We start from the raw sequence: 18,405 nt of genomic DNA on the forward strand, positions 1-18,405 counted from the left end.
ACGATCCCCTTGATAATTATCCGGCCCTGTCTTCCCATTACTCACACAACAAACCTTTATTTTTTTATCAGACGTTATTATTATAGGGTTTTGAATTGACGGGTCATATCAGAATAGTAAATGATCCCGTAGAACTGGTCCCGCTTTTTGTCATCTTTAATAATACCGTGTATAAAAAGATTCTTGACATGCTGAACAAGAACTGGATGACTAAGAGCGAGATCAGCGATGTGGTGGGGGAGGATGGAGTCCGGGATTGTCTGCTTATCCTAAAGAAAGGTAACCTTCTTGAGGAAAAGTGGCGCATGCCTGAGCCGGGAAAGAAACCGGAGAAAGAATACAAGGCAACGTATAGTAAGTTCAGGGCAAATTTTCAATGTAACTTTTCTGATCTTGCAGATCTGCTCTCTATTGCGTTTACTGAAGAGAGCGAGGTTGGGGTCAAAGGCGTCAGTCTTGAGGGCGAATTATCACGGGGTAACTCCTCAATCAATGATATTGCCAGAAGATTTGGAGTTACTCCAATCTACATTAAAGGAGTAGCAAAGCGGGTTCCTCATCTCGACGTAAAGGGTCAGGGACTGGTGATTCTTGAAGAATGAGGATGAGCTAGGATATACAATCCTACGAAATAAACGGGATGTCTCCCGGTTTCAGATCCTGGTTGAGATAGCGGAGCATCAGCCTGCTGTACGCCAGCAGGAGATAGCAGCGATGCTTGGTGTTACTCCGCAGGCAATATCTGAATACATCCGTGACTTGGTAGATGAAGGGATGATCAAGGCTCCCGGCCGGGGGAGGTATGAGGTCACCCGTGAAGGAATCGAATGGATCCTTCAGAATGCCGAGATGCTTGAGACGTTTGCACGACACGTCAGACATGACATCATACACCAGGTCTCGGTCTGGACCGCAATTGCTGCAGAGGATCTTAAAAAGGGGGACCGGGTCGGCGTTTATATGAAAGGGGGGATCCTGTATGCCTCCAAGAAACAGTCTGCAGCGAATGGTGAGATCGCTATCGATACCCCGAAAGGGGAAGAGACCGGTGTTGCCAAATTGGATGGTATCATTGATCATAAGGAGTCTATCGTGCAGGTCTGTAAGGTTCCCCGGGTAGAACGGGGAGGTTCACGGAATGTCCGACTAGATCAGCTAACCGAGGTGATTGGAGGAGTCTCTGTGGTTGCCTGTGTCGGACTGGAAGCATGGGTTTCGCTCAAGAAGATTGGGAGGGTTCCTGATCTCTACTTTGGCTCCCGGGAAGGCACCATTGAGGCTGCCCTTCATGGGATTCCCTGTGGTATTGTGGTTGTGGATGAATTTTTCACTGAGTTTTTAAAGCAACTCGAACAGGCAGAACTGAGTTATGAGATTCATGATCTGGTAGCGTCATGAAGGCAATAGTCCAGCCCACGAAGAAATATTACCGGATCCTTTTTTATGAAACCCATCATGTGAATGCAACTGCTATCATCGATCTGGTTGATACCCCAAAAGGTATCAGGCCATCTCATTACCGGATGAGGCGTGGTACCAGCGCCGGGTATAAGAATCTGCCAACCAGGGATCTGGTTATCCATTTAAGGCGGGCGAAAGTCAGGCTGACCACACCAGATGGTCCCTTCGAGGCGTTTCTCCATGATCTTCAGATTCCATTCTCTTATGTGGAGTTATGCCGGTTTTGTCTGATGGAAGATCGTATCGCTGAACTTGATCCAAGTCAGGCGATCAGTTACGGGAAGGATGAGATGATCTGTCTTCCCTGTGCCCGTAAGGAACTCAGGCGTGAACTCGCTCATATGGGAAGACTGGGAAGAAACGCGCTCTCCCATCTTGATGAACTCCTTGATAAATACCGAAGCATTGACCGAGTACTTGCGACCATTGAGCCTGATGAGCATTCAATCGATCATACGTTGTATGACCGGTTGATTGCACACCCGGTTCTCGATACGAGCCGGCTTGAAGAACTCCCGCTGCCCCGCCAGTTCGTGGATCTCGCGAATGTTGAGTCCCTGATGCCGGTCCAGCAGATTGCGGTCGAAGCAGGGTTGTTATACGGGAAAGATCTGCTGGTAGTAGCAGCAACTGCAAGTGGAAAGACGTTTATCGGTGAGATGGCAGGTTTCAAGAATCTCCTTGAAAAACGGGGGCGTATGATCTTTCTCGTTCCGCTGGTCGCTCTTGCATTTCAAAAGTATGACCGGTTTGCGAAACGATATGGAAAGATTGCTGAAATCTCAATTATTACCGGTACAAGTCGTATTCAGGTCAGTGATAACCGCCGGCCAGGGAATCGTGACCGGCGTGCCTCGATCATTATTGCAACTTATGAGGGGGTTGATCATCTGCTCAGATGCGGAACTCAGTTGCACGATATCGGGACCGTGGTAATCGATGAAGTCCAGATGCTGGAAGATAAAGAACGAGGCCACCGGCTTGATGGTCTGATTGCACGCCTCAAGTTCAATTCTCCCAAAGCACAATTTTTGTATTTAAGTGCAACGATCGGGCTGCCCAACCTGCTAGCAAAAAAATTATCCTGTGAACTGGTTCGGTATGATAACCGGCCGGTGACTTTGGAACGGTACCTCATATTTCTTGAACGTCAGCAGAAGATACCGACCGAGAAGAAACTGGTACAGGATGAGTATACTAAAGTCTCAACGAAAGGTTTCCATAACCAGACAATTGTCTTTACCAACTCGCGTGCCCGGTGTCATGTAATCGCTGATAAATTAGGTGAGGGGGTAGCTCCCTACCATGCAGGCCTTACCCAGGAAGAGCGTCGTTTGGTTGAAGATAAGTTTGAGAAAGGCCAGCTTAAAGCGGTTGTCACAACCGCTGCTCTTGCTGCCGGTGTTGATTTTCCAGCCTCTCAGGTAATCTTTGATTCCCTGGCTATGGGGATAGAATGGCTTACAGTCCAGGAGTTTCAGCAGATGTCTGGCAGGGCAGGAAGGCCTGATTATCATGACCTCGGTAAGGTTGTGATCCTTGCAGAGCCTGGCGGCTCGTACTCCCGTAGTTCCCGAATGACTGAAGAGGAGGTTGCCATGGGTCTTCTGAAAGGTGAGATGGGTGAGGTTGCCCCTGTCTATACCTTAGAACAGAGTTCTGAGATCTATGCCTCTAATGCGGTGGTTGCAGGGGGGGATCGGAGTGCCATGCTGAAGATTGAGGCGAACCTGGTCGGTGAGCCTGAGCCGGTTGAGGATCTCCTGCTTCAGCGACATCTCATCTCACGGGAAGGGGGAACAATTCACCTCACTCCTCTCTCACGTCTGATGGCTGAACATTTTATCGGGGTTGATCGACTCACCCGGATTATGGATTTAGTCAAAGAAACAAAAGATCCCTTGGAAATTCTTGCCGAACTGGATTGTGCAACCGATGAAGAAGCATCCCTTCTTCAGAGGCAAAAAAACCGGAGTGAGGAACTACGGGGCACCCCTGCTGAAATTGGAAAAAAGAAGTCACGCAAGCGGCATCGTTCCTCATCCCGGTAAAATAACTCATCCCCCTTTCTGTTTTGAGCTCGCAAACTGGATATCCCAAGCACGGAGAGAGAATACATCAATCAAAAAGATCGATAAAGAGGTATGAATATGCAGTTGATCAAAGCAATAATAAAACCAGAACGGCTCGATGCAGTAAAAGCAGCGCTTGAAGAGGCAGGCTTCTTCGGGATGACTATAACCGAGGTTCAGGGTCGGGGAGAACAGAAAGGAATCAGTCTCCAGTACCGGGGCGGAACGATAGAAATTGATCTCATTTCAAAGGTTGAGATTGAACTCGTAGTCAGTGACAAAACTGCTGATGCTGTTATCGAAGCGATCAAGAAAGGTGCGTACACCGGAAAAATTGGAGACGGACGAATATTTATCATGCCAGTTTCCAAATCGATCAAAATCAGGACCAATGAGGAGATCACTGAGTGAGCAACACCTCATTCAGAATATTTTAATCAGATTGGTATCTCTTGCAATTTCCTCCAACAGAGTCAATCTGTAATAATCCAGAGGAATTCTGAACTCCCATATCCTTTCAATACTATCGGGAAGCCATCCTCAAATCCCCGTTTTCCCTTCTTTCGGGAGTAGAGATGATAACTTTTAACAAAAATAGGTTATATTTTGAATTCTCAAAGGTATTCTTTTCCGTTCATGTAGGGAACAAGCACTTTTGGAATCTCGACTGATCCATCCTGCTGTTGATAGTTTTCAAGAATTGACCGCATTGCCCGGGATGTTGCAATCGCAGTAGAATTGAGGGTGTGAACGTACTGCTTTGATTCAAAGTCTTTACTGTCACGGACTTTGATATTCAGACGGGTTGCCTGATATGCGGTACAATTCGAACAGGACACAACCTCCCGATATGCATTTTCTCTCGGCATCCAGGCCTCGATATCGTATTTTTTTGCTGCAACTGTACCAATATCCCCGGTACAGATGTTTACCAGACGGTAGGGAAGTTCGAGTTTCTGAAAGACTGCTTCGGCATTTTCCCTGAGTTCCTCATGTATCTGCCAGGAGTCTTCAGGTTTACAGTACACAAACTGCTCTATCTTATGGAACTGGTGCACCCGGAAGAGCCCTTTGGTATCTAGTCCGTGTGAACCGATCTCACGTCTGAAACAGGGGGAGATTCCGGCTAGACGGATTGGCAGATCCTTCTCCTCAAAGATCTCATCCTGGAACATTGCAGCGATGGGATGCTCACTGGTAGCGATGAGGTATGCATCATCGCCATCAATTTTGTACATCACCTTCTCGAAATCGTCGAGATCAGTCACTTCTTCGTAGGATTCCCGGTTGATCATATACGGCGGAGCTATCGGTGTAAATCCCCGCTCGATCAGCATATCAAGAGTAAACCGCTGAAGAGCCAGATCGAGAAGAACCAGGTTTCCCTTCAGGAAGTAGAATCCTGCACCCGAGGTTTTGGTTGCCCGCTCAAAATCTGCCCAATCATTATCAACAGCGAGCTGACCATGATTCTGGAGTTCAAAGTCAAAGGTCCGTGGAGTGCCTACCTTTTTGATCTCCAGATTTTCGGTGTCATCTTTTCCCTGAGGAACGCTATCATGAAGAATATTGGGCAGACGCATCAGGAAATAACGGATCTGTGCAGAGAGTTCATCCATCTCTGCTTCATTATTTTTGATATTCTGCGGAAGACTTGCGGCCTCTGTTATCAGGGATGATGCATCCTCACCAGCCTTTTTCGCACGATTGATATCATAAGATATCGAGTTACGGCGCCTTCGCAGTTCATTATTCTGACCAATCAGTTCGCGGTGTCGGGTGTCTTTACTCAGCAGATCGTCGACCCAGGGAATTTTCCCGGTATCGTTTCGTTTGATCAGGTCAGCCTTAACGATCTCGGGATTTGCTCTCACAAACCTGATATCAAGCATTAGTTTCACCCGTTATTCCACTCATTATTGATATCTCCTCGTGTCCTGATCTATGTGTTCTTCAATCACATCACTGTGATGTTTCAGTACAATCATAACCTGTCGAATTTTTGATATTGTTAGTCTGCTGAACAGACCCAGCGATCATATATCGGATCTTTATCGTTCTCCCAGATCTCCGGATTTTTGCCTGCATCTTGCATCCACTCACGAATGATCGCAGCTTCTGGTTCTGTTCCGACCGTGATCAGTGTCCGTTCTGATACTTCACAGATAACCGACACGATCTCTGACCAGATATCATGGTTAAATGATTGGAGTTCTCCAAACATAAATCCAAATGCACAATCAACCGGTTCGGTCAGATAAGCATCCAGAAGTCTTCCGTCTATCCACATGGTTCGTTCTGGAAGGAGTCGTCCCTCGGACAACCCCCGGGCGAGCAGTGCATCATCATTATCATACGAGAGGGGGTTGAGCCCCATATCACGCATCAGGTATGATCCGATTCCTGTTCCACAGCAACAATCCAGACACGTGAGATCCTGTTCATTGGCAACCACCGAACTGATGAGATCACGGGTGATGGAGAGACGCTCCGGATTGAGATCATTTGATGCCATAACGCTTGTGGTGATAAGCGTATCTGAATAGTATCTTCTGATGGTATCTTCAAAAATCCGCCTGGGAATCTGAAATATATCGCCATCCATCTCTTCAAGCCTGGAAAGAAGTGTCTCAGAAGGAGTGCGTAGATGGAAGCAGGATGCCTGAATCCCGCCATCTGCTGACTCCAGACCTACACTCAAAACCTCTTCGTTCTCATCAATCAGAATACGGCTCCGCTCAGCAGGGATATTCATGAGCAGTTCGTCCATCTCAGTGTAACAGAGATCAGAGAAGAGTGGTTCAACAAGCCTGGCTTCATCAGTCTCAAAAAATTCAGCTAACCGCATGGTACAACTCCATCTGTCTGCTCAGATATCCGGGTTCCCGGTGAAAAGAGTTATCGAATCGGCACTGAAAAAAAAGAATCCTGAATTACTTCTGGATTTTGGGGAGCTCAACCTTGGTCTTGATGATCTCGATCCTGCGGATTGGATAGAGTTCTTTGACCTTGCGGAAGGTATCTTTGGAGATATCGCCGTTGATGATCCCGTTGACAAAGACACCGAGTTCATTTTCGGTTCCGAACTTGACAACATCTTCGGTGATGACCCTGCGGATAAGGTGCTGCTGGCTCTGATCAGCACGGGAGAGCGTGAAACAGGTAACCGTTGCCCGGACCTTCCTGCCGTCCTTGCTTACAAAGTTTACAATACCCTCAATTCTGGATGTCCGACGTTTAACCAGGGATCTGATGTAGTCTCTGGCTATCTCGTGTCCAATGAATGAGGTGTATGCGGAATCTCCCGCAACCTCGGTCACGGCGAACTTCATCTTGACGTTCTGCTTGGCGTAGTCATTCACCAGCTCGGAGAGCGGTGCGGTCATGACTCGGCCAATCAGCTTGGCCGGATCATCAGCGACAGTGTCACCGAGATAGACCTTGCCGACATTCTCAGGGCTGTAGACCTTATACCAGGACTTCGCCTTCCATCCTTCAACTCTTCTTCCTGACTGTTTCTTTCCTGCCATATTTTGACTCCATGTGTTATGATAACATATCTGATCGCTCCGATCAGTGTTCTGACCTCTTCTGGCCAGAATCTTTTTTGCATAACTCCTCAGATACGGTTATATTTGCGAGATAATCGTCCACTGACGCAATAATTGAACGGATTTTGGTCCCAGAAATCCTTGTCTCAACAACCTGTATCCCATCTGACCCGATAGCCTGCGTATCCATCTCTTTCAGGTTATCTGCAGCAACTGATGCAGCGATGCATGCCGGGTTCTCATGGACTGTTCTGATGACTCCGGTGATCTTCATGCATAGACCTCGTGAATTCCGGCGATGAACCGGGAGATGTGTTCGCTTGCGATCGTTGCTCCTGCCCGGTTTGTGTGGCCTCCGCCATACCCTCCGCATTCTGCTGCCAGGGTATGAACGAGAGTGCCTAGATCTGTTCCTGCCTGACCCCTTTCCGGTACGCGGATCGAGAGATGGCTGGTACCATCTTCCTCTCCGGCGACCACAATCACTGAACGGTCGATATCCTTGCATCCACTGATTGTGTCAGCCATGTCACTTGCCAGTCTTTTGTCACTGATCTCATACACCTGATCTCCTTCATTCCGGGTCTTTGCCAGAGTCTGACCGAGTTCATTGATGAGCCGAAGCCGGTGTTCTCTGGCGATCTCCCATGCTCTGCCGAGGTCAGATGAGGAACGGAGACATATTGATGCTGCAATACTCCCTTCCCCCTCCTTTCCGCATGCATCAATGAGCATAGTCATGGTATGGGCATCTGGTGAGATTTCACGTTCCAACTGGTAAACGTCACCGTACAGATTTAACAGAGATTCAGACCGATTCCATTCAGCTGCTCCGAGAATGAGCAGTGAGAGGAGGGAATCGGTGGAAATATCTGAACTTTCAGGGGTACACTGGTTGATAAGAGCAGTTATTTCTGCTTCATTGCCAGAAATACCAGGGAAGTACGGGTTAGTAGCAAGGATCAACTGTTCCGGAAGATCTCTTCCGGCGAGTCTGACTCCCCGTTTCTTAGTGATGATCCCATTCCCCATCCCTTCGAGATAGATCTCCTGATTCTTACCGGTTAGGCGCTGACCATCTCCGATGATTCCGGTCATGACCAGTCCGGCTAGATCCCGGTTGTCACCGATGACATTTGCTACCAGGTATGCGGCTCCTGCCCCGGAGAGTTCATAATCACCATCAATTCCAGAGAGACGGGGGTTGACATGATAGGGGCCTTCGAAAAGGGGAAGATGATGATCGATGACCATCGTCTCTTCCGGGAGGTCAGAGATCCCTGATCCCAGATCACAGAGCAGGATATTTCCTCCTTTTGGGATATCCTGGCTCTGGATCCGGGGGGTGACCCGAAGGCGGAACGGGATATGGGCACGGTAGAGTGCAATACTCATGATCGCCCCTGCTGCGATTCCGTCAGCGTCATGGTGGCAGCGTATCTCCACCTGGTCCTGTCGGATTATCTGGGATGCCAGATCCTTCGCAGCAGTGTCAATGGACATATTGATAACCGTATTAGCGGGAGAGGAGAATTTCTGCGGTCTCCGGCTTGTATAACCAGCCTGCCGGAAGGCGTTTGCTCTTGACGTAGTACTTGACAAGGCGCCTGACTTTTGCCTCAGTGAGGTTGAGCTGGCGCTTGTTGTGCAGATCCTTCTTATTCTCACTCAGGTGTTTTCTTAATCCGAGTGCCTTCTCGATCAGGTTGCGAAGATCTTCGGGGATGCTGGATTCAAGTCCGTTCTCTCGCAGAATTGCGTCTACGCGCTTGCCGGTTGCGAGTTTCACACTCGGAACACCGAACTTATCACGTAGAATGAGACCGATCTGGGCGCTGGAGACACCCTCCTTCTTCATATCAACGACCTGCTTGATGATCGCTTCCTTGTCGGTGTTTGACCATTCGGGCGCAGAGGTGCGGTACGGCCGTACTGAACGGGAGATACCTCGTCTGCGAGCATGCATTCTTGCCATATCTAAAAGCCTCCGTTACATGAACAGAGTATAATCCTGCCGGGAAAAGAGTGACAGCTATTTCTGCTGACTCCCTGCAATCCCAAAGCCTTATCGGCCGTGGCCATACACCACGTCGGATTTACATCTGCCAGCACCTTTGTAAAAGTGCGGAATATAATTACTGCTACAGGGGGATAAGGTTATTCTTCACCATATTGGTTGATGAGATTGATCAGGGATGAGAATCCTGCCATTTCCAGAGCAAGAACACTATCCCGATCCATTCCCATCGAGGTTTCACCGTCAGCAGTGAGCATCTCAGGCCCTCTGAGGACCGTTCTCATCTTACCATCTGCAGAAAGAACCTCTTCTGCCTCTGCCAGATGTACAAATGCCCGGCCAGGGATGACGATGGTGCTTGGTAGGAGTGAGAGATCGAGGGCTTTGAGATCTTCAATGGTGATGAGATCAGCGATCTCCTTTTGTACCGGAATAACCTCTGTGTTATCTCCTTTTTTGGTTAGAATCGCCCGGATAGCCGGTTCTGCAACTGTTCCGGTTATGATGGCAGCACGTCGATGAATTCTTGGGAGTAGTTCCTGAAGTTCGGGCTCTTCAAGGATGGCAAACGGGGAACCGAGATCGGGATCACAGAGTGGTGTTCCTGATATCCGCATCGTGGTTATGGCCTTTGTCTGGCGGACAAGATCAGCAAACTCTTCAACAGTCTGTGTCCGTTGTTGTTCGATTATCGGTGCGTTGTTAAGGATCAGACCCTGGACGGTTGTGTTTGCAAACCGCATGAGTATTACCCCTTTTGCACCGACATCTTCCAGCCAGCGTATGGTATTTGTGAGCACCACTCCGTCATTAATGCCTGGCAGGATTACCAGGGCAGCATAGACATCGATTGCTCCAGCGAGTCGTTTGATGATTTCGAGTGAGGTTTCAGGGGTTGGATCATGCATGTATCTGCGGCGGAGCTCAGGGTCTGCCGCAAAGACGGTGAATGAGATCTCGGTGAGTCCCGAACTGATGAGAAAGTCAGCAATTGCTGGATCATCAAATCCTTTCCCGCTGGTGTATCCTATGTGAAGGGGTGCCTCAAGGCTGGCGAGGAGTTCGATAAGATCAGTAAATTCGGGATAACAACTGGGATCGCCGCCTCCGCTGATGGTAATGCGGGTGAGATCCCCGGAGAGGAGTTGCAGATTTGCGAGGGTATCCCCTGCTACCTCTTTCAGGTCTTTGAATCCGGTATATCGCTCCTGTACACTCCGGGTGCAGTATTCACACCCCTTGGTAAACGGGAGGCAGTATCGGCAGCCGAACGGGGGGACTTCCTGTGCGTGTTTAAAGTAACAGTAGGTACAGAATCCCCGGCAATCGAGTCCCGGTCTTCCACCGATGTCCACCGTCAGCTGAGCCATGATGATAAGGTCTGTAATCTGAAGAGATATAGCGAACGGTACTTGCAGCAACAGTATTAATAGGTATATCGAGAAATATGTGTTCGCGCCTCAGTGGCTTAGCTGGCAGAGCGGTTGACTTGTAATCAACAGGTCCCGAGTTCAAATCTCGGCTGAGGCTTCAGGACATCTTGTTCAAATCTCTCTCACTCTCTCAATTGACTTATACGCGGTAATCGTAGAGTCAATATTATGTATCCCCAGAAAACTGATACCGATAGGTTTCATGGAATCGATGACACCTACACCTATCGGTTGATTGATACTGCTGTCTCTGACGGCAGAATAACTGGTTCAGATGCAGATCTGATTCGGTTGTATATTGCTGAACGGAAGGCTACGAAAAACATCGGCGTGAAACGCTGTTACAAGATTGCTTCTTCTCTCATCACGGTTCGAAGGTTTGTTCTTCCATTCCGGGAGAATACTATTTTATCCATCTATTCTGGCATTGAAAAAATCCATGCAGAGCAGTCTAAACGCCATGAAGCGTATAAACTCAACTCCAAGCGGGATCTGATAATCATCCTCAAATCGTTCTATCTCTGGCTCTTGGACAATGAGGAAGTTTCTCTCCCCCTGAAAAAGATCAAGGCAATCCAGCCTCCTGGGGTTGATACCAACACGAAATCTGCCCAGGATTTACTCACCCCTGATGAGATTCAACAGTTTATCAATGCCTGCAGCTGGTCACGAGACCGGGCTCTCTTCTTCATGATGTATGAAGGTGGATTCCGGGTCGGTGAGATCGGCTGCATGAAATGGGGAGATCTCCGGTTTGACGGTGCCGGCGTTATCGTAAATGTCACCTTTAAAAACGGAAAACCGCGATATATCCGGCTGGTTATGAGCAAGGAGTATCTCGCAACGTGGAAAGCAGATTACCCGCTCCCGGTCACCGATGAAAGTCTGTTGTTTTTAAACAGTCGGAACATGCCGCTCACTCATGGATCAGTAACCCGACAATTAGAGCGAATTACCAAAAAAGCAGGGATTACTAAACATATTACTCCTCACCTCTTCCGTCATTCCCGGATAACTCATCTTATGCAACAGGGGATTTCAGAATCGGTTATCAAATTGATGATGTGGGGTTCAGTAACCTCACAAATGTTTGCGACCTATGCTCATCTGACTGGTTCAGACATTGATCGGGAATTATTCAATCTGTATGGCTTAACTGAAGAACAGAAAAAGCAGAAAGACAAGAATCTCGAACCAAAAGTCTGTCCCTGCTGTAAAGAGATTTGCAGCCCAATCAGCAAATTTTGCAGCATCTGCGGCCAGTTACTCGACTCCACTCATATCACCGATAACAAGCAGCTTCAGGATTTAATCATTAAAAATGCCAGTGCAATATCAGAATACTTAAATAAATTGTCAGCTACCCCGAAATCACAGTAGAAACCTTTACATCCAATAAATCAAATTATTAGCGCCGTGAAGGTTTTTGAGAGAGCCTGATCGGAGATGGTGAAAGCCATGAACACAGATGTGCCAACAGTCGATTACGATCTCATGAAATCGTACGAGCTAAGAACCGGCTTTGTCGGTCTTGGTGAATTCATGGAGGATCGTGGTATCATCCGCCTTGTCAGAGGTGAACCATGCAAAGAATAGAATGCCCCCGCTCAAACATAATTCCATCCACGACTAAATTTCAGGGATTAGCTGAGGGAGGCAACCTAACCTTTCTTTTGCTCGCTCAAAAAATTTTCCATCCGAACGATAGGAGATTCGGAAATGCCCGCTAATCACCCGCAGGGGAAAGCGGTGGAAATTGAAGCAAAATGGATTCTTGAACAGGAAGGCTATCAGGTACTCAGAGCTGTAAGTCCGGCTCCCTTTGACTTGTTAGCCTGGAAGAGTGCTTCCACCATTTTGTGTTTATCAGTTCGCCGCTCACGATCAGTGAGTATTAGCGGCTATTCAGAGAGTGTCAACCAGCTTTCTGAATTGGTTCGCATGGGAAAAGCGCCGGGCGAGTGTCAGTTCTGGATCAAGTATCCTTCCTTCTGGAAGCGATTTGTGATCCTCCCCGGTGGAGCTCTGCTCATCAAAGAGGGGAAGTATGATCGGGATCAGGTCTGCGCTTGATCTTCTCATAGAAACCGGAGCAGTCTTTGAAATTCGTGCAATCACTGACTCCGGAATCTCCTCGGGGTACTATGACTCGCTTGAAAAAGCTGAGGCTGATGTACTTCTGCTTGATGCGGACCGCACCACCACCGGGATCTATGTTACCCTGAATGCGGTGAATCCCGACCTCCTTGCCAGGAGAGCCAACCGGATAAAGATCAGACTGAGCAAGAAAGATTCCACGACTGCCGATTCTGACATCATCAGGCGAAGGTGGTTTCCAATTGACATTGATCCGGTCCGGCCATCGGGTGTTTCATCGTCTGAAGAAGAACATGAGAACGCTCTTGCGAAAGCGGATATCATTAAGGAGTATCTATCTGAGCTGTGCTGGCCTGATCCGATCTGTGCTGACTCGGGGAATGGAGCTCATCTCCTCTACCGGATTGATCTCCCAAACGAACCAGAGATCCGGGATCTGATCAAAGATGCCCTGAACACTTTATCGGTACTTTTCACGGATTCGAAGTGTGTTGTTGATACCGCGAATTTCAACGCTGCACGAATCTGGAAATTGTATGGAACGGTCTCCCGTAAGGGTGATAATACCCCGACCCGGTCCCATAGGCGGGCAGCGGTCACCGAGACGCCGCCCGAAATCTGTGCCGTTACTTGTGATCAGATCCGATCTCTGGCTACTCTTCTCCCGAAGGATGAACCAGTAAAGCAGACCCGAAGAAGGTCTTCGCAACCGATTGACCTCGGTACCTGGCTTGACACACACGGTCTTTCCTATGAGCAGAAACCGTATGCAGATGGTACGATCTTTATTCTGGATGAGTGCCCGTTCTCCACGGCTCATAAGGACGGCGCTTTTGCGATTCAGTTTTCTTCTGGTGGTATCTTCGCCGGATGCCATCACAACTCCTGTGGTTCGGGTTCTCAGCGGTGGCAGGAGCTTCGGGAGATTTACGAAGGAAGGAGAACGAATCATCAGAAGCCATCTCCCGGAGGGGATGGGGCGACCACGTACAACAAGAAATCAGACAAACGTGCGATTCTTGAACAAGCCAGGGCTGAACCGACTGATGAAGAAAACCGGATAAAAGCAGAAGCCTTACGGATTCTTACCGAAGATGATCCGGTTCAGTACATCGTTGATACCTTTGCGGAGGATCATATCGGGGATCTGACCGTAGCCCATTGTTTCACCATGTCGTTTGCATCCCGGTCCTCGGTAAACTCCCTGGGCTTGCATGTATCGATCTCCGGTGAATCCGGGAAGGGAAAGAGCCATGCCATGAGTGCCATGTCCTCTCTGCTCCCCCCGGACCTGGCATCTACCAACCGGATGAGTGACAAGGCCCTCTTTTACAAGACTGATCTGAAAGCCGGTTCTGCGATCTGTCTGGATGATCAGGGATTATCTGAGCAGATGCAGGAAATACTGAAGGGAGTTACGACCTCGTTCAAGAAGGAGTTCAAGTATGACACGGTGAACAAGGACCGGGCCGGACAGACCTGCACCATTCCGGAGCGTTGCGTCTGGTGGGTCGCAAAAGTTGAAGGAGTAGGTGATGATCAGGTCTGGAACAGGATGCTCTCCTGCTGGATTGATGATTCCATCGAGCAGGATTACAAGGTGATGGAGAACTCCCTGAAAACTGCTGCGAGTCTTCCTCAGTTTGCAGATGGAGACCGTGAACGGGTGCTCATCTGCCGGGAGATCTGGAACCATCTCCGATCTGTGTACGTGGTTATTCCCTACGCTGAGCGGATCCGATTCTCGGATACCCGGAACCGGAGAAACGTGGACATGCTCCTTGACCTGGTGCATGCTCGGGCTGCCATGATGCAGTACCAGCGGTCCACAATTGAGCAGGCCGGATATCTTTGTGTTGCTGCAACGGTTGAGGACTTCCGGTATGCGGCAGATCTCTACAGCATCCTGACCGGGGAGAGTGGCGGGCAGCTCACGAAGATGACCCGGAAGGAAGCAGAGATGGTATCGTTCATTGTTCACCTGAACCAGAGTGAGTTCACGGTCACGGATCTGCAGAAGGTGTCAGGGCTTTCCAACTCGGTGATAAACAAGATGCTTCAGGGGTACCAGAGCAAGGGGAACATCTACTCAGGTCTCCTGGAAAAGTGCCCCGCGATCTCGTACTGTGACCGGACCCTGGTCAGTGGTGATGAGGTTGAGAAGACTTCCCGGAGATCCCGGGCATACCAGTGGGACATGCATGCATACCGGAAATGGGTCGGGATCGGTACGGTATGGCTTGAAGAGGAGGATCAGATTGATAAGAATGAGCGGCATAGCGGAAGCGAGCGGAAACTTGCGGAAATTTCCGCTACTAATCGGGAGGAGATGAAGCCACTTTTAGCGGAATCAGAAGGAATAGAAGAAGATAAAATCTTAGTAGCGGAAAGTGGGGAGATCATATTAGAGAAAAAAATACGATCATCAGCTGAGCACATCAAACCCGTTACTGCGATCCAGAATTCCGCTCCAAGTGATGTTGCACCTGAAAATCCGGTGAATGATAGCCAGAACGAAAAACCGAGCGATTATAATGCTGCGGCATCTTCCGCTCCCAAGGGTTATCGTTCCGCTCGAATGGATACTGCTGCATCACCCACCCCTCCCCTTTCTGATGATCCTCCAAAACCCCGATCCGGGTTTGAGGTGAATCCTGATGATTTCAAGAATCTTGATGTTCCTATCCGGGGGCCATGTGACCGGTGCAATGCCCGGTATGTCGAGTATATTGAACGGATAACTCCCGGAAGGCTTGCCAGGAAGAACGAACCATCTCGGCGAATCTGTAAAAAGTGCTACAAGAACGCTGAGAAGAAGAAGGAGAGATCATTCCGGACTCTTCCAGGAACCTTGAACACCGCAGGGATGGAGCGGATCTTCGTGGATGTCGGTCGGTGTTCTGTTTGTAATATCGGGAAAGCTGTCTGGAAAGATCCCGAGAACCAGATCTCGATCTGTGATTCCTGTTATGCAAATGCCGGAGGGTCCGGGACCATCCCGGAGGAGTCTCCATGAGTATCTCTGCTATTTTCGGGAGGATGTGAGTATGGCACGAGATGTTTCGGTGTATTCATACGAGATTGATGAAGCGATACGGAGTGTTCAGACCATGAACCGGACGATTATCCCCCGGTATGTGATCGAGGAGGAGATCCGGGAGAACCGGCATAAGTACCCGAGAGCCGGAGAACTTCCGGAGATTCCACTTCGGATGGTGATCTCTGAACTGGTGAACCGGCGACCTGACACCAAAGTTTATGGAAAGCGTCCGGTTTCGTGGGCATTTGATTGTATTTCCTCTCCCCAGGGGGCGACTGCATGAGTGAGGTACAACGGTCTGGAGTCGGGGCCGTCGCTCCGCTCCGGCCCCTCCCCCCCTCCAAAGGGAAAATATCAGTAATTCCATGCCGGTTCTTCAACTTTGCCTGTCTTCCGGGAGGAAGGTATCAGCTCTGGTGTGGCAGACCGTCCCATCTTCCCTGTCACCGGCAAGAGTGCCGGGCTCGTGAGGAATCATGAAACAGATAGAGCGATGGATTCCGAATCTTACTGGTGTTCTGACCATTGTTGTACTCCTCTGTTCGTTCATCCTCTCGTTCTCAAACCTGCGGTATGCAGCAGAGTTATCGAGGATTGATCCGGTTCTCACCTGGGCCTGGCCGGTCTGTATTGATTCATTGTTGGTATCCGGCTCTCTGCTGATTCTCCGGAATTCTCTCCGGCAGGAGAGTACCCGGTTCGGGTGGATCGTGCTCTCGGTCTTTACGCTGGTGAGCATTTTGTTCAATGTGGCGGTGAGTCCGAATAATCTGCTCAGCCAGGCTTCCCATGCTATCCCGCCGATTACGCTTATGGTATCGGTTGAGATCCTGCTCTCGATTGTCCGGTCTGACCTATCTCCGAAAGGTAACACCCCGGTTACATATCCTGATGTTACATCAGAACGAGGGGATGTTACACCGCCTGTTACCGTGTTACATCAGGGTGCCGGTAAGGGTGTAACAGCTGACCAGGTGTTACAGTTCTTCAGGGAGAACCCGAGTGCAAGTTTTGTTACTGCAGCTGCGAACCTGAACATTGCCCGGCAGACGGTTTCCCGGCATGTCGCCCGGTTGCTTGAAGATGGGAGGCTGGAGAAAGATGGGAATCAGTTTGTTATTCCGGACCGGGATGGCAGGGAGTATGCATAAAAAACGGGGTAGGTGAGATTAATTATTGAATGAGGGGATGATTAGAATAAAATAATCCACTTTATCACATAGATTAAGGTTGATTATTCCTGATAACCAAATATCATATGATATCTACGTCCTTCGTTTTCCGTTGATCAATCAGATCTATTCGTAAATAATTTCAGCAGATGTGTTTTTCCTTCCTGGTTGATACAGGGTTACAGTTGATTCTAAGTACCCTGATTGCCCTATGCGAACAAGGAGGAGAATCGCGAAGTTTACATTTGATTCAGGATCCATCACGATTTCCTCCATTGTAAAAGTATCCTTTGAACTTGGAATCAATGCGAAATTTTGATGAGAATGCCATTCCCCTAGGTAATTAAATCGGGTATATTCATGTTTCGTGCGATTAAAAAAGGATCGGAGGGGTTCGGTAAAATCCTTAATTGACCGAATAAATGAAGATAAAGTCCCTCCATGGGTTTGGATAGTTATCTCATTTATTCTGAATTTATTCTCATCAATATGTTCGCCCATCATTATTCCTCCTATCTCACGTTTCTTCGCAAGATTTAGAGCAGTGATGATTTGATGAACGATTTTACTTGGGATCAGAACCTGCATTATCTTCTCCATTGAACAGGCCTCTCATGAAATTAGCCCATTCTGTTGTTTTATCTTGAGGGTTGATGCCTTCACCTTCTTTCATGATAGATGCAGTCTGTTGACCTTCGACATGAATAGCGATATTTTGGAATGGGAAATCAAAAACCCAACCACTCTTGAGACCTATTAAATAGAGATCTTCGGGAAAAGCGCTTTTGTCCCTATTAAGTAGGGAATCTAATGCAAATCGGACCATGTGATGAGCGATAACGCTTACATCAGCATCAGATGCTACCATTGGATGGTCACCTCTAGTCGAATAATCATTATTCTTTGTTAAATATTCTGGAATCCCATGTTCCTCACAATAGTATAAGTACGCATTCCTAACATCTCGGGGATTAGGCCCTATGACTGGTCGACTCCGAGCGACAAAACCCCCAATACCCCCACCATAAACCTCTCCCCAGAGCATAGGTATTTCCTCTCGATCGGCGATTGCAGAAAGTAGATTAAATACATTTGATTCTGCAGTTGCATCAACGAGAAGATCATATTTTACTACTTTTTCAATTACCCTTGCCATTGCTGTATTGGATTCTTGACCTGCAATCAGTATGTTATCCACTTCAACTTCGATCCCAGGTGCTAATGATATTAATTCTTCACGGAGAGCTTCCACTTTATGAAATCCCACTGATTTCCAATCTAATGCATGTCTTACGATATTTCCTGGCAGCATAACATCGGGATCGATTAAGAATATCTTACCTATCCCTGACCGAACAAGAGAGACAGATATTTTGCTACCGAGTGACCCTGCTCCGATTACTACTACTGATTTTTTATCGAGATGGATGGCTTCCATCGGTATACGCGGTGTATCCCTATCATCAGGTATTATTTCAGCCTTAAAAAAACTGGAGGATTCATCATTTTTATACACAATGAAGCAACTTAGGTGACCTTGTTCATTTAAAATAAAAATATAA

At 48.3% G+C, this 18,405-nt stretch carries 20 protein-coding genes and 1 tRNA gene; 12 read left to right on the forward strand and 9 right to left on the reverse strand.

Annotated elements, in window-relative coordinates:
- The first annotated feature begins 95 nt into the window (after positions 1-95).
- The 4 genes from LUQ50_RS14325 to LUQ50_RS14340 all read left to right on the forward strand — a co-directional run bounded on the left by LUQ50_RS14325 (position 96) and on the right by LUQ50_RS14340 (position 3,944).
- Positions 96-602 carry an ArsR family transcriptional regulator gene (locus LUQ50_RS14325; RefSeq protein ID WP_300040817.1) on the forward strand — a complete coding sequence of 169 codons (507 nt, stop codon included), beginning with the start codon at positions 96-98 and terminating at the stop codon, positions 600-602.
- A complete protein-coding gene (locus tag LUQ50_RS14330) occupies positions 592-1,398 on the forward strand; it encodes a MarR family transcriptional regulator (protein ID WP_300040819.1) in 807 nt (268 codons plus the stop codon). Before LUQ50_RS14325 ends, LUQ50_RS14330 begins: the two co-directional genes overlap by 11 nt.
- Positions 1,395-3,512 (forward strand): DEAD/DEAH box helicase, encoded by a 2,118-nt coding sequence (locus tag LUQ50_RS14335; protein ID WP_300040821.1) that lies wholly within the window; start codon positions 1,395-1,397, stop codon positions 3,510-3,512. The genes LUQ50_RS14330 and LUQ50_RS14335 overlap by 4 nt, the downstream gene beginning before the upstream one ends.
- 99 nt (positions 3,513-3,611) lie before the next feature.
- Complete coding sequence (locus LUQ50_RS14340) at positions 3,612-3,944, forward strand: P-II family nitrogen regulator (RefSeq protein ID WP_300040824.1); 333 nt, start codon at positions 3,612-3,614, stop codon at positions 3,942-3,944.
- 203 nt (positions 3,945-4,147) lie between these two features.
- Here the strand turns inward: LUQ50_RS14340 and serS are convergent, their stop codons facing one another.
- From serS to mmp10, 7 genes are all read right to left on the reverse strand, one after another.
- Entirely contained in the window at positions 4,148-5,425 is a 1,278-nt protein-coding gene (serS, locus tag LUQ50_RS14345; RefSeq protein WP_300040826.1) for a serine--tRNA ligase, read from the reverse strand.
- Positions 5,426-5,544: 119 nt separating this feature from the next.
- Positions 5,545-6,381: a hypothetical protein gene (locus LUQ50_RS14350; RefSeq protein WP_300040828.1), complete on the reverse strand. Its 837-nt coding sequence runs from the start codon at positions 6,379-6,381 to the stop codon at positions 5,545-5,547.
- An 85-nt stretch (positions 6,382-6,466) separates the two neighbouring features.
- Entirely contained in the window at positions 6,467-7,063 is a 597-nt protein-coding gene (locus LUQ50_RS14355; RefSeq protein ID WP_300040830.1) for a 30S ribosomal protein S3ae, read from the reverse strand.
- Between the two features lie 43 nt (positions 7,064-7,106).
- Complete coding sequence (locus LUQ50_RS14360; protein ID WP_300040832.1) at positions 7,107-7,358, reverse strand: KEOPS complex subunit Pcc1; 252 nt, start codon at positions 7,356-7,358, stop codon at positions 7,107-7,109.
- A complete protein-coding gene (locus LUQ50_RS14365; protein WP_300040834.1) occupies positions 7,355-8,587 on the reverse strand; it encodes a DHH family phosphoesterase in 1,233 nt (410 codons plus the stop codon). Before LUQ50_RS14365 ends, LUQ50_RS14360 begins: the two co-directional genes overlap by 4 nt.
- A gap of 13 nt (positions 8,588-8,600) precedes the next feature.
- The gene (locus LUQ50_RS14370; protein WP_300040836.1) at positions 8,601-9,059 is read right to left on the reverse strand and encodes a 30S ribosomal protein S15; all 459 of its coding nucleotides are present in this window, start codon (positions 9,057-9,059) and stop codon (positions 8,601-8,603) included.
- A gap of 182 nt (positions 9,060-9,241) precedes the next feature.
- Positions 9,242-10,471 carry a methyl coenzyme M reductase-arginine methyltransferase Mmp10 gene (gene mmp10, locus LUQ50_RS14375; protein ID WP_300040838.1) on the reverse strand — a complete coding sequence of 410 codons (1,230 nt, stop codon included), beginning with the start codon at positions 10,469-10,471 and terminating at the stop codon, positions 9,242-9,244.
- 87 nt (positions 10,472-10,558) lie between these two features.
- Here mmp10 and LUQ50_RS14380 point away from each other — a divergent pair.
- The 8 genes from LUQ50_RS14380 to LUQ50_RS14415 all read left to right on the forward strand — a co-directional run bounded on the left by LUQ50_RS14380 (position 10,559) and on the right by LUQ50_RS14415 (position 16,822).
- Positions 10,559-10,631: transfer RNA gene (locus tag LUQ50_RS14380), tRNA-Thr, on the forward strand.
- Positions 10,632-10,702: 71 nt separating this feature from the next.
- Positions 10,703-11,914, forward strand: a complete 1,212-nt coding sequence (locus LUQ50_RS14385) for a site-specific integrase (protein WP_300040840.1) — start codon at positions 10,703-10,705, stop codon at positions 11,912-11,914.
- 78 nt (positions 11,915-11,992) lie between these two features.
- Complete coding sequence (locus LUQ50_RS14390; protein WP_300040842.1) at positions 11,993-12,130, forward strand: hypothetical protein; 138 nt, start codon at positions 11,993-11,995, stop codon at positions 12,128-12,130.
- Positions 12,131-12,253: 123 nt separating this feature from the next.
- Positions 12,254-12,607 carry a hypothetical protein gene (locus LUQ50_RS14395; protein WP_300040845.1) on the forward strand — a complete coding sequence of 118 codons (354 nt, stop codon included), beginning with the start codon at positions 12,254-12,256 and terminating at the stop codon, positions 12,605-12,607.
- Positions 12,582-15,647: a hypothetical protein gene (locus tag LUQ50_RS14400; RefSeq protein WP_300040847.1), complete on the forward strand. Its 3,066-nt coding sequence runs from the start codon at positions 12,582-12,584 to the stop codon at positions 15,645-15,647. The genes LUQ50_RS14395 and LUQ50_RS14400 overlap by 26 nt, the downstream gene beginning before the upstream one ends.
- Before the next feature lie 31 nt (positions 15,648-15,678).
- Positions 15,679-15,954 (forward strand): hypothetical protein, encoded by a 276-nt coding sequence (locus LUQ50_RS14405; RefSeq protein WP_300040849.1) that lies wholly within the window; start codon positions 15,679-15,681, stop codon positions 15,952-15,954.
- Positions 15,951-16,151: a hypothetical protein gene (locus LUQ50_RS14410; RefSeq protein WP_300040851.1), complete on the forward strand. Its 201-nt coding sequence runs from the start codon at positions 15,951-15,953 to the stop codon at positions 16,149-16,151. The genes LUQ50_RS14405 and LUQ50_RS14410 overlap by 4 nt, the downstream gene beginning before the upstream one ends.
- A complete protein-coding gene (locus tag LUQ50_RS14415) occupies positions 16,148-16,822 on the forward strand; it encodes a DUF2637 domain-containing protein (protein WP_300040852.1) in 675 nt (224 codons plus the stop codon). The genes LUQ50_RS14410 and LUQ50_RS14415 overlap by 4 nt, the downstream gene beginning before the upstream one ends.
- A gap of 147 nt (positions 16,823-16,969) precedes the next feature.
- Here the strand turns inward: LUQ50_RS14415 and LUQ50_RS14420 are convergent, their stop codons facing one another.
- On the reverse strand, positions 16,970-17,431 hold the full coding sequence (locus LUQ50_RS14420; RefSeq protein WP_300040854.1) for a Mov34/MPN/PAD-1 family protein: 462 nt from the start codon (positions 17,429-17,431) through the stop codon (positions 16,970-16,972).
- A partial coding sequence (locus LUQ50_RS14425) for a ThiF family adenylyltransferase (RefSeq protein WP_300040856.1) occupies positions 17,409-18,405 on the reverse strand: 997 nt, incomplete at its 5' end. The genes LUQ50_RS14420 and LUQ50_RS14425, both read right to left, overlap by 23 nt.

This window comes from Methanospirillum sp., from assembly GCF_028679455.1.
Classification (GTDB): Archaea; Halobacteriota; Methanomicrobia; order Methanomicrobiales; family Methanospirillaceae; genus Methanospirillum.